Here is a 12,004-nt window from a genome sequence, read left to right as displayed (position 1 = left end):
ACGACGTGACCGCGATCATTGAACAGAACCCTGACCTGGTGCTCGACCAGAGCGCCGACGATTATTGGAACCGCTACCAGCTGACCTTCGCGCTCTACAGCGTCAGCGACCGCGCCATCCCTTCGGCATTCGACGGGCTCAAGCCTGGCCAGCGACGCCTGCTCTATCAGATGCACGACTCGAAACTGCTGCCGGGCAACAAACCGCAGAAGTCCTCGAAGGTGTGTTCGGCGGTCACCGGCAACCTGCACCCGCACGGCGGCGCGTCGATGTACGGGGCCGCGGCGCTGATGGCCGCCGACTTCCAGCGCGTGAAAGTCATTGACGGGCAAGGCGCTTTCCCACGTATTCAAGGTGATATTCCTGCTGCCGACCGCTACACCGAGATGCGGTTGTCGGCGCCCGGCGCGGCGCTGACCGCCGAACTCGACGATCACGCGGTGCCCATGGTGTCCACCTTCGACGGTGAGTGGATCGAGCCGACGGTGCTGCCGGCGCGGTGGCCGGTACTGCTGTGCAACGGCGCGGTCGGCATCGCGGAAGGCTGGGCCACCAAGGTGCCGGCTCACAATCCCCGCGAGGTCATGGCCGCGTGCCGGGCACTGCTGAAAACCCCGAACATGACCGACGACAGGTTGGTGAAGCTCATTCCCGGCCCCGACTGGGGCTGTGGGTCCACCGTGGTCGGCACAGCCGGGCTGCGGGAGTACATCACCACTGGTCGCGGAGCGTTCACCGTGCGCGGCACCTTGACGGTCGACGGGAAGAACGTCATCATCACCGAGCTACCGCCCGGTGTCGCGAGTAATACTGTGCAGGACAGGATCCGGGCCCTGGTCGAGTCCGGCGAACTGTCCGGCGTGGCCGATATGTCCGATCTGACCGACCGCCGCAACGGGCTGCGGATCGTGGTCACCGCCAAGCGCGGTCACAGCGCCGAAACCATCCGCGAGCAACTGCTCGCGTTGACACCGCTGGAGTCGACGTTCGCCGCCAGCCTGGTGGCCCTCGACGAGGACCGGGTGCCACGCTGGTGGTCGGTGCGAGAGCTGATCAGCGCGTTCCTGCATCTGCGCGATTCAGTGGTGGTGCGCCGCAGCGAGTATCGGCTGGAGAAGGTCACCGCACGGCGCCATCTGGTGGCCGGCCTGATGCTGATCCACCTCGACATTGATACTGCCGTCGCGGTCATCCGCAGCTCTGACACCGTCGACGAGGCCCGCCAAGGGCTGCAGGAGCGGTTCGGTATCGACGCCGAGCAGGCCGATTACGTGCTGGCACTGCAGCTGCGGCGCTTGACACGGCTCGACGTGATCGAACTGCAGACCGAGGCCGAGAAGCTGGACGCCGAGTTCGCCGAACTGACCGAGCTGGTGTCGAACCCCGACGCGCGACGGACGGTCATCGACAACGAACTCGTGGATACGGCAAAGCTGTTCAAAGGGCCTGAATTCGACCGTCGGACCGTGCTGGACTTTGAAGCTACCCCAACAGCATCGAGCGCCGACGAGGACGGCTCCCGCGAACGCAAGGTCAACACTGCTTGGCGCCTTGACGACCGCGGTGTGTTCTCCGACAGTCACGGCGAACTACTCACCTCGGGCCTGGGTTGGGCGGTATGGATCGACGGACGGATCAAATTCACCAACGGAAACGGCTTGCCGTTCAAGATCCGCGACATCCCGGTCGCCCCGGACATCACCGGACTGCTGCGTTCCGGTGTGCTGACACCTGGGTACCATCTGGCGCTGGTGACTCGACGCGGCAGGATTCTGCGTATCGACCCCGCCGCGGTGAATCCGCAGGGTGCGGCAGGCAACGGCGTGGCCGGTGTGAAGCTGACCGCCGATGACCCCGGTGACGAGGTGATCGCTGCTCTGCCGATTACGTGCGAAAACGGAGAAGCGATCCTGTCGACGTCCGAAAAAGGTTGGAAAGTCACCGAAGTCGCCGATATCCCAGTGAAAGGCCGTGGTGGCGCGGGCGTCGGGTTCCACTCGTTCGTGAGCGGCGAGGACGCGCTGCTGTCGGTGTCGGTCTCTCCAACCGGGTTTGTGCGCGGCGGGAAGGCGGTACGGGCCGAGAAGCGTGCGAAGGCTTCGGTGAAGGGTTCGGGCACCGACGTGTCGCCTGCGCCGTAGGGTGGATGGTCAGGAGATGAGCGCGTTCACAGGGTTGTTGCGCGCAACGCAACGGTGTCCATCGTCTCCTGGGCAACCGTCCATCTCGCTGCAGCTGCGCCTGAGGGCTTCATGCCGTGATGTTGGCACTGTCTCCGGCTGTGGCGGCGAAGCTGGTCCCAGTCACCATCCGCGCTTCATCGGATGCGAGAAACACCGCCAGCGGCGCGACGTCTTCGGGTTCGACCCACGGGACGCCCAGGGGCAGCTTCTTTTTCATGCTGTCTGCCGCGGACTGCTCATCTTCCCCCAGATTGCCCGAAGGTTCGTTTCCGCCGGTGTGGATGATCTGTGCGTACCGTTCCTCGTGCCGTGTCAGCACAGTATTGACCAATCCGGGGATCAGAGCGTTGACCGTGATCCCGTACTTCCCCAGCTCCAGGGCTGCGGACTTCATCAACCCGATCAGGCCCCACTTCGACGCTGAGTACCCGCTCCCATCTAGGGTGCCGTGCTGCCCCTGCGTCGAGGACGCGATGATGATGCGACCCGCACCACGATCCACCAGCAGCGGAGCGGCAACACGCAGAACGTTGGCGGTGCCGGTCAAGTTGATGTCGATCTGGTCATGCCAGAGCTCGTCACTCATCTCCAGCAACGGGGCAAAGCCTTGAATACCAGCGTTGGCGAACACGACGTCGATGCCCCCGAACCGCTCTACGATTGCCGAGAACCCGTCGCGGACGGCCGCTATATCCCGCTGATCGAACACCACGGGCATCCACTCGCCGCCGGCCTCCTCGACGAGTGTTCCCGTGCGGGCGAGATCATCGCGTGTAGCGGGTTCGTAGTCCATCGCGGAACTGGCAAGCGCCGCAATGTCAGCGCCCGCAACCCGGTAACCAGCCCGGGCGAACGCGACCGCACTGGCACGTCCGATCCCGCGGGCCGCTCCTGTCACCACGACTACCCGGCCATCACCCAACTCTGCACCCCCCTCTACCGATTCACTTACTCCACCAACCCTAACCGCGCTGCACCGTGGCCCGGGTGATTCACAGCTGACTCACCCCGCATCCGGCGGCCGGGATGACCTTCACCGCAATCGATATCGAGACGACAGGACCGGTTGGCGCGCCAACCATCGAGCGAGTGGCAACAAGTCCGTGAAGAATGAACCGGCCCTCGTTCAGGGCGCTACGATCTCCGAGATCAAGCGGTCAACCCGAATTCAGTCGCCGCCGGATTCCAACCGGAATCCGACCTTGATAGTGACTTGAAAGTGCTTGACCGCGCCGTCGTCGAGGTGCCCGCGGATCTGCTCCACCTCGAACCAGTCCAGTTCGCGCACGGTCTGCGAAGCGCGTGCGACGGCGTTACGGATCGCCGCGTCGATGCCGTCCGACGAAGTTCCTACGACCTCGATGACACGGTAGACGTGATCGTTCACAGTGGTCCCCTTTCCGACATCACCCTGACCGCCCAGAGTACTGGCTAGATACGCTGGCGGGGGTCAAACCTCTAGACCTGTCCACTCATCGTTCAGTGCCGAACATCGTGCGGCGCAACCATTCCACCACGGTGACGCCGCGCTATCAGTTCTCCAACCTGATGTGCACGGGAAGTGTTCGCCCACAACACCGGTCGACTCGCACGACGTGGTTAGTCGGCATCGCTTCGATCCGCATACCGGGAGGCCAAACGATCTAGCCGAAAATGCCACTTACACCGTTAATCGGACCGACCCCGGCTAGCAGCGGTTAGCCGGCAGGTTGCCGTAAGTATTGTCGATGTTGAAGTGGTAGAGGATGCAGCCTTCGGCGGACACCGTGTTCATGAAGTCGGTGTCGTCGAGTTCGACTTCGGTGTCATTGTCGCCGTGCCAGGCCAGGGGGCCGCTGGGGCGCTGTTGGCGTACACGCATGAACTCGACGATGAGACGCGGCGTGTCGGGGGTGTCGATGATGTCGACGGTGGCCTCGACCGCCAGCCAGGCCGGGCCGGGGGCGTCGTAGAACAGGGTGGCGCGCGGGTCGCGGCGTAGCCGACGGGTGCGGACCTTGTGGCGGTGGCCGATGCCCAGCAGTCGATCGTCGAGCAGGGCCGGCTCCATTTTGGCGGCCTTGGGTCGGCCGTCGGCGCCGACAGTCAGCATGGCCGCGACATGATGATGCAGCAGGAAGTCATACTCCGGGGTGGTCAGTTGGGAGGGTTTCATCGTCGGCACCTGCCTTACTCGCCCTTCTAATTGATTGTTGTGCCAGGAGTATGGAGTGCGTCGGTGGTCGTAGCATCGGCGTCGGCCCGCGTTTGGGCGCGATAGCGGGCGGCGGCCTCGCTTTGGTGGTGGGGATCGCTGTGGTGGCGTTCCCGGTTGGCACGCACGACGTCGGCAGTGGCAGGGATGCGTCGGCGCTCGTAGTCGCGTACACCGTCGGCCGGGTCGTGGGCCAGGCATTGGGCGAGCACGGCGGCATCGACGATGGTTTGCGAGCCGCCGTTGGCGCCGACCGGATACATGGGGTGAGCGGCGTCGCCGAGCAGGGTGATGCGTCCGCTGCCCCACCACGTCAGCGGTTCCCGGTCGACCATCGCGTAGGGGGTGATGGTGTTGGTTGACCCGATCAACGCCCCCGGATCCAACCAGTCCAAGCGCCAGCCCTGCACCTGCGCAATGAGGTAATCGCGGTCGACCGGTAGCTGCCAGTCCGCTTGGCCCATGGCGGGGTCCTGGTCGTCGGGGACGAGCAGCACCCAGTTGATCAGCCCGCCGACCAGGGGGTAGAGCACTAGTTCCACACCGTGACCGGTCTTGACGATGACCATGGTGGCGCCGTCGAGGAACCCTGACATCGGGGTAGCACCGCGGTACATCCGCGTGCCTGATGGCAGGATCGGATCATCCTCTGGTGGGTGCAGGAGCGCGCGAACCGTGGAATGGATACCGTCGGCGCCCACGACCATCGCAGCCGACGAATTGCCCTGGCTGGTGGTGACGCGGACATGGTCGCCGACGTCGTCGACACCGACCAGTGCAGTGTCGACGATGACGGCGTGCTCACCAAGGCGATCAGTCACCGCATCCAGCAGCAGCATTTGCAGGTCTCCACGGTGCACCGAACATTGCGGATACTTGTATCCACCGGACATCCCCAAGGGTTCACGCCAGAGCAACTCGCCGCGGGGATCGTAGAACTCGAGGTCGTGCGGAACGATGGAGATGGCGCCGAGCCGCTCACCAAGGCCGAGGCGGTGCAGTTCTCGCACGGCGTGCGGCTGCAGGTTGATACCGACCCCAACAGCGTCAAGGGTGGTCGCGCGGTCAATCGCGATCGCGTCGATCCCGCAGGCATGTAACGTCAGCAGCGTCGTGAGGCCACCGATGCCGGCACCGGCGATCAGAACGGGTGGCGCGTTGTCGGTCATGGACGAATCCTTTCGGATAATGGCCGATGGGTCGGGCGATGCGTTCACTCATGGATCGGTGTCAACAGGTTCGATCAGGGACTTGATGGAAAGCGAGATCCGTTCGTCCACGATCCAGTACGCTAAAACTTCAAGTTCAGTTGAAGTCAAGTGGACGAGGAAGGCGTTGTCACACAACCCAACAGAGCTGCTCACCGTGGGAGAAGTTGCCCAACGCGCGGGTATGGCCACCAGCGCCGTGCGGTTCTACGAACAGCAAGGGCTCATCACCTCGACACGCACCTCCGGCAATCAGCGCCGCTACCCACGCCATGTACTGCGTCGCATCAGCATCATCCAAGCCGCGCAACGGTTCGGCGTCACTCTGGCCGAGGTAGCGGCCGTACTGAGCGACCTACCCGACAACCGCATGCCCAGCAAGTCTGACTGGACCGGCATCTCTCGTCGCTGGCACGCTCAGCTCGAAGCCCGCCGCCGCGAAATCGAGCATCTCGAATCGGAGCTCACCGGATGCATCGGATGCGGGTGCCTTTCACTGGCCACCTGCCGCATCGTCAACCCCGACGACGCGCTGTCCCGGAACGGCCCCGGCCCACGGCGACTCATCACCCCCGCCTAGCCGATCGCGCTTGTCGTCACCGGCCATCAGAGCGAGCTCGTCGACGCATTCTCTGACAGCCTTTTACGAGGTATTGATGGACATTCGGCACTGCCCCTCAAAGTGTCCCGATGTCTGCGCAACGCGGCGGCGCCCAGTCAGAGCTTCTCATCCATACTCTGAATCTCGCACCAGACAGCCTCGGGGCGGAACGCCGTAACGTGGGCCACCATAGCGCTGGGCCAAAAACTATGCGCCATAACAGATCCCACGGACGGGTTCACCGTGTGTAGCGACCGGCAACTATGCGGGCTTCGGCGGCGACCGGCCGCATCCCAGACGCTCGGTTCAGCTCCCAGCAGTACCAAGAGATCAGCATGTGACTCGCGGCCGCACACGAGCGCATCGCGCACCAAGCTCGGCGGTGCGAGATGAGACGTTTCCCGAAGAGACCCGCGTCCACTTCCGTCGGATCGCAGACGGTGCCAGCAACCAGATTAATTGAAACCTTCTACGGACCGGTCGACTGTCGGTTACGGTGCGGGCCGAAGTTGCCAGAGATCATGTGGGGCGATGCCGACTGGGCGATAATGGGTGGTCGACCAGGTGCATGATGCGCGTGGTCAGTGTTCGGCGGTCCGGCCTGGATCCTTGCATCACAGGTCGGGGATCAAAGTCCGGCGGACTGTGGCGGGTATTGGACGGCGGAAAGGAGGCGCGACGGCGATGGCCGAAGTCGATCCGCTGACAACCCAGCCCGATCCGATGGTGCGGATACCCGAGGAGTTGCAGGCCGCGGGTTTCGAACAAGTGGTCGAGATTGGGCGAGGCGGATTCGGTGTGGTCTACCGCTGTCTGCAACCAGCCCTGGACCGGACGGTGGCGGTCAAGGTACTCCTCGCTGATCTGGGTACAGAGAATGTGGAACGGTTCCTGCGCGAACAACGAGCCATGGGCCGGCTATCGGGCCATCCACACATCACCAACGTGTTACACGTCGGGACAACAACTTCTGGTCGTCCATTCATCGTCATGCAGTACCACTCGCGGGGCTCGCTGGACACCCGGATCCGCGAGCATGGTCCGCTCGGCTGGCCCGAAGCCCTGTCGCTGGGCGTCAAGCTGGCTGGAGCACTCGAGACTGCACACCAGGCAGGGATCCTGCACCGGGATGTGAAACCGGCGAACATCCTGCTCACCGATTACGGTCAGCCGCAGCTGACCGATTTCGGCATCGCCCGGATGGCGGGCGGATATGAGACGGGCACCGGCGTGATCACCGGATCGCCCGCCTTCACCGCCCCCGAGGTCTTGGGGGGCCGGTCACCATCGGCTGCCTCCGATATCTACGGTCTGGGCGCGACGTTGTTTTGCGCGATCACCGGGCATGCCGCGTTCGAGCGGCGCCACGGCGAACAGGTGATCGCCCAGTTCCTGAGGATCACCAGCGAACCGACCCCGATCCTGCGCGGCGGAGATATCCCCGCCGAAGTCTCGGCGGCCATCGCAGCGGCGATGGCCGTCGATCCCCCAGACCGACCGAGTACGGCGGCGGCATTCGGGGAGCAGCTGCGGCACGCACAGCTCGTCGGCGGGCTGATCGTCGACGAACTGGCACTACCGACCGTGTCCGATACACAGCGATCCACCGTGTCCGATACGCAGCGATCCGAGGTGCGCGCCGCGCCAGTTTTGACCTCCCGTCGCTCCATTTCGATCACACCGCCGGTCCCACTGACCCGGTTTCATCCACCCAGCCCGTCGCGGCCACTGATCGACCGGGACCGATTGATCGAGACCCTGCGTAGCGGGGCGGGTCGGCAACTGACCCTCATCCATGGCCCGGCCGGGTACGGCAAAACCACGTTGGCCGGACAGTGGAGCACACTGCTCGCCGAGCAAGGGGCAGCGGTGGCCTGGTTGTCGATCGATACCGACGACAACAACGTGGTGTGGTTCCTTACTCATCTCATCGAGGCCATCCGCCAGGTCAGACCCACCCTTGCCGGTGAACTGGGGCGGGTGCTCGAGGAGCATGGCGATCAGGCCGAGCGGTATGTGCTGACCTCGCTGATCAACGAAATCCACCAGAGCGGTGAGACGGTGGCGGTGGTCGTCGACGACTGGCACCTCGTCTCCGATCCGGCGGCCATCGCGGCGATGGAATTCATGCTCGACAGCGGCTGCCATCACCTACAGGTGATGGTGACCAGTCGCACGAAAGCCGGTCTGCCGCTGGGTCGTCTGCGTGTGCGAGACGAGCTCATCGAAATCGACGCCGCCGCACTGCGTTTCGACGTCGATGAGGCGCGGGCGTTTCTGGTCGAGCGCGGCGGTCTGTCGTTGGCGGATTCGGCGATCGCCGGGCTGGCCGAGGCAACCGAGGGTTGGGTTGCCGGCTTGCAGCTCGCGTCGCTATCGCTGCGGGAATCGTCAGACCCGGACACCCTGATCGGGCAAATGTCGGGACGCCATCGTGCGGTCGGGGAGTTTTTGGCCGAGAACGTCCTGAACGGCCTCGACCCGAAGATACTCGACTTCTTGTTGGCGACATCGGTGGCTGAACGGATCTGCGGCTCACTCGCCTCCGCGCTCATCGGCGCCCGAGGCGGGCAGGCCATGCTGGAAGAGGTTGAACAGCGCGATTTGTTCCTTCGCCGGCTCGACGAGGAGGGGCAGTGGTTTCAATACCACCATCTGTTCGCACAGTATCTGCGGCAACGCCTTGACCGCGATCAACCGGGCCGCATCGATGATCTTCACGGCACCGCGTCCGCATGGTTCGCCGAGCACGGGATGCTCAGCGAAGCCGTCGATCACGCCTTGGCCGCAGATGATCCGGGACGAGCTGTCGAGTTGGTCGAACGCGACGGTATGGAGCTACTTGAGCAAGGGCGGATGTTCACGTTGCTCGGGCTGGTGGCAAAACTGCCGCTTCGGCGGGTGAATCAGAGCCCACGACTGCAGCTCACTCTCGCCTGGGCGAACAACGCGGCGGTCTCCCCAGTGCCCGCGCAGGCCGCCGTGAGTGGCGCGCGCACCCTGCTCACAGCGCAACAGGGTGACGACCCCGCACTCGCCGATCTGCGGGTAGAGGCCGACATCATTCAGGCCGATATCCATGTCATCAGCGATCAGCTCGACGGTGTCGAACAGCTTGTCGCCGAGTGCCTGTCGCGCCCGGAAACGTTGCCTGCCTGGGTGGTCTCCTGTGCGGCTGACGACGCAGTGTTCGCCAGTCTGTTCCGGTTCGATTTCGACGCCGCACGTCGCCGCCACCAATGGGCTCTGCCCTATCACGCACGCACGCGCGGGCCACTCTCGGTGGTGTACGGCTATCGCTTTGCCGGGCTCGCCGCCTCCGAGCAACTCGACATGACCGCCGCCGAAGACCTCTTCCGCGAGGGTCTTCGGTTGGCCATAAGCGCCGGAGATCAACACTCCTATACCGCCCGCATCGCCTCCGCTCTACTGGGGGATCTGCTGTATGAGCGCGGCGAGATCGCCGAAGCCGAGCGACTTCTCGACCTGAGCCAAGAACTTGGCGCCGAGAACGGCACTGTTGACTTCATGATCGCGCGTTATACGACCGGCGCTCGGATCAAGGCTCTGCGCGGTAACCTCGTTGCCGCGGCGCAGTATCTCGATGAGGGGACGCAGGTCGCCGAGTCCCTGGCGCTGCGACGCCTGCGCGCCGCTGTCGAGCACGAACGTGTCCGCTTACACGTACCCGCCGCTGCCGGACTGGCCGCTTCGCCGCGGATCGATCACGCCGCTCGCCGCGATCCCGTCGACGGCATCGACGAGGTCACCCTCCAGCTGGAGGAGGCCACCGCTATTCGGTTGCTGCTCAACGAGACTCAACCAGAACGTCTCGACCTGGCCATCACCTGGGCGCGGGAATGGGTAGACAAGTTGGAGGGACGCGGACGGGATAGGGCGCTGCTGCAAGCCAAGCGACTCCTGGTGACGTGCCTGGCGGTTGCCGGCCACGACACCGAGGCGCTGCAACTGCTGTCCGCGGCGGCGGCCGTGTGCGCCGAGCACCGGATGGTCCGGTTCCTCCTTGATGAGGGGCCACCGGTCCGTGCACTGCTCGCGACGTTACGCCGCGAGTTGCAGGCGAACCGGTGGAAACCCGACTGGGCGCCAGTCCCCTCGTCTTTCCTGGACGACAGCCTCAGTCCGGATCTGTGAGCTGATATCGTGCTACCTGAATCCCTTGTGCAGCAAAGATACTGACCGGGATGCCGTTGCGCGCAGACACTATCCCCGGATCAGGCAACAGGCTCGGTGCGCGCCGAACAAGCAGCGCAGACCTGAGAGCCGACACCAGCGGTCATGTGCCGCTTCGGTCGTAGACGACTGCGTGGTCAGATTCTGGGCCGAACTTGAACCGACGACCAGTGATCTCCGAAGCCTCCACCCGCACATAGTGAAGCTTTTGCGTCGGAGTCCACGGCCGGAGGTGCGCCCGCTCAGCTTCGTCGATTTCGGCGCTGCCCGACAACACGTGTGCCCGGCCCTTGATGACGACACTCCAGCCATAGGTGAGTGCGGCGTCGTGATAGTCGGCCTCGAAAGCCACGATAGAGTCCGCCGCTGCGCCGAAGAGCTTGGTGCCCTCGGCAGTTCGGAACAGCACCGTAGGACGTTGGGTGACGAAGTTGACCGGGAAGATTTCGGGCTGCCCGTCCAGGCAGGTCACGAACCGGCCTAACGACAAGCTCGACAGAAGGCTCCAGCACTCGTCTTCGCCGAGCACGGTCACTGGTGGTCCCGCAGTATACATAGAGCAAGACTATCGTCTCGGGGTACAAAACGTCTCGATGTTGCCGGCTTGTCGTGTCACCGGCGAGCTCGACCGGCACCGATTCGCCCAGGGCGCATTACCAACAACTCGTGACCGACAACCAGATCGCCGACAGGGTCTTCGCCTCAATTCCGTTGCGCAACAAGGCTACTCACTTGGGCGATCGACTCGGGTCGATGAAGATGGAGAATCCCGCCACCGCGCGTGAGGATGGCACTGTCGCGGACTGGTTAGCAGAAGGGGATCGAGGCGATCATCGCTCCCGGCCCAGTCACCAAACTGTCCTTCTTCAACGCCGCACCAAAATACCGCGCCTGCCGATCCACCACCACCCGCTGATCATCATGCCGCACAGCCAACACCTCCCGAGCCAACCGAGCAAACGAAATCTTCTCCGGCCCCCCAATATCAACCACATGATTACGCGGCGACGAAATCGCCACCTCCGCCAAAAACGCCGCCACCTCATCAGCAGCAATCGGCTGAATCAACGCATCCGGCACCCGCACATCATGCTCACCATCCTCATCAGCATCAGACTCCACCACCATCGACTCCACAATCACCCCCGCGAACTCCCCAAACTGCGTCGCCCGCACAATCGTGAACGGCAACCCCGAACCCACAACAATCCGCTCCTGAGCCACCTTCGCCCGCAAATACCCACTATCCGGCAAACCATCAGCCCCCACCACCGACAACACCACATAATGACCCACCCCCGCCGCCCGCGCCGCCGCCACCACATTCCTGGTCGAGGACACAAAAAAATCCATCACCTCCTCATCATCAAAAGACGACGCATTCGTCACATCCACCAAAACCTGCGCACCAGCCACCGCCTTGGCCACCCCCACCCCACTACACACATCCACCCCCGAGCGCCGCGACGCCCCCACCACCTCCTCGCCTTCCCGAACCAAAAGATCAACCAACAGACTCCCGATAAGACCACTCGCCCCCAACACCGTCACCTTCACCCTGCCAACACCTTCCATCCACACCACCAACCCAAACAACGGAAACCCAGACTACGTCGCACACCAC

Annotated in this window: 9 protein-coding genes; 3 read left to right on the top strand and 6 right to left on the bottom strand. The window is 63.8% G+C overall.

Going from position 1 to position 12,004, the window contains the following annotated elements; all coding sequences use genetic code 11:
• Positions 1–5: 5 nt before the first annotated feature.
• Positions 6–2,141 carry a DNA gyrase subunit A gene (locus H276_RS0120550; protein ID WP_019973166.1) on the top strand — a complete coding sequence of 712 codons (2,136 nt, stop codon included), beginning with the start codon at positions 6–8 and terminating at the stop codon, positions 2,139–2,141.
• A 109-nt stretch (positions 2,142–2,250) separates the two neighbouring features.
• On the opposite strand, the gene H276_RS0120545 is transcribed toward H276_RS0120550, so the two are convergent.
• From H276_RS0120545 to H276_RS0120530, 4 genes are all read right to left on the bottom strand, one after another.
• Positions 2,251–3,105 carry an SDR family NAD(P)-dependent oxidoreductase gene (locus H276_RS0120545; RefSeq protein ID WP_019973165.1) on the bottom strand — a complete coding sequence of 285 codons (855 nt, stop codon included), beginning with the start codon at positions 3,103–3,105 and terminating at the stop codon, positions 2,251–2,253.
• Positions 3,106–3,351: 246 nt separating this feature from the next.
• Entirely contained in the window at positions 3,352–3,570 is a 219-nt protein-coding gene (locus H276_RS0120540; protein WP_019973164.1) for a dodecin, read from the bottom strand.
• Positions 3,571–3,870: 300 nt separating this feature from the next.
• Positions 3,871–4,338: a pyridoxamine 5'-phosphate oxidase family protein gene (locus H276_RS23365; RefSeq protein ID WP_019973163.1), complete on the bottom strand. Its 468-nt coding sequence runs from the start codon at positions 4,336–4,338 to the stop codon at positions 3,871–3,873.
• Positions 4,339–4,364: 26 nt separating this feature from the next.
• The gene (locus H276_RS0120530) at positions 4,365–5,546 is read right to left on the bottom strand and encodes an FAD-dependent monooxygenase (protein ID WP_019973162.1); all 1,182 of its coding nucleotides are present in this window, start codon (positions 5,544–5,546) and stop codon (positions 4,365–4,367) included.
• 166 nt (positions 5,547–5,712) lie between these two features.
• Between H276_RS0120530 and soxR the strand changes: the two genes are divergently transcribed.
• Positions 5,713–6,165: a redox-sensitive transcriptional activator SoxR gene (soxR, locus tag H276_RS0120525; protein ID WP_026357245.1), complete on the top strand. Its 453-nt coding sequence runs from the start codon at positions 5,713–5,715 to the stop codon at positions 6,163–6,165.
• 705 nt (positions 6,166–6,870) lie between these two features.
• Entirely contained in the window at positions 6,871–10,341 is a 3,471-nt protein-coding gene (locus H276_RS0120515) for a serine/threonine-protein kinase (protein WP_019973159.1), read from the top strand.
• A 142-nt stretch (positions 10,342–10,483) separates the two neighbouring features.
• Here H276_RS0120515 and H276_RS0120510 read toward each other — a convergent pair whose 3' ends face one another.
• Entirely contained in the window at positions 10,484–10,936 is a 453-nt protein-coding gene (locus tag H276_RS0120510) for a pyridoxamine 5'-phosphate oxidase family protein (RefSeq protein WP_026357244.1), read from the bottom strand.
• A 251-nt stretch (positions 10,937–11,187) separates the two neighbouring features.
• Positions 11,188–11,937 carry an SDR family oxidoreductase gene (locus H276_RS0120505; RefSeq protein ID WP_026357071.1) on the bottom strand — a complete coding sequence of 250 codons (750 nt, stop codon included), beginning with the start codon at positions 11,935–11,937 and terminating at the stop codon, positions 11,188–11,190.
• Between the last annotated feature and the right edge of the window lie 67 nt (positions 11,938–12,004).

The organism is Mycobacterium sp. 141 (genome assembly GCF_000382405.1).
Classification (GTDB): Bacteria; Actinomycetota; Actinomycetes; order Mycobacteriales; family Mycobacteriaceae; genus Mycobacterium.
This window is presented reverse-complemented; position numbering and strand designations above follow the sequence as displayed.

Bases quoted from the DNA above. Each gene is read 5' to 3' on its own strand.
- H276_RS23365 (WP_019973163.1), bottom strand. From the start codon at position 4,338: ATGAAACCCTCCCAACTGACCACCCCGGAGTATGACTTCCTGCTGCAT.
- H276_RS0120530 (WP_019973162.1), bottom strand. From the start codon at position 5,546: ATGACCGACAACGCGCCACCCGTTCTGATCGCCGGTGCCGGCATCGGT.
- H276_RS0120515 (WP_019973159.1), top strand. From the start codon at position 6,871: ATGGCCGAAGTCGATCCGCTGACAACCCAGCCCGATCCGATGGTGCGG.
- H276_RS0120510 (WP_026357244.1), bottom strand. From the start codon at position 10,936: ATGTATACTGCGGGACCACCAGTGACCGTGCTCGGCGAAGACGAGTGC.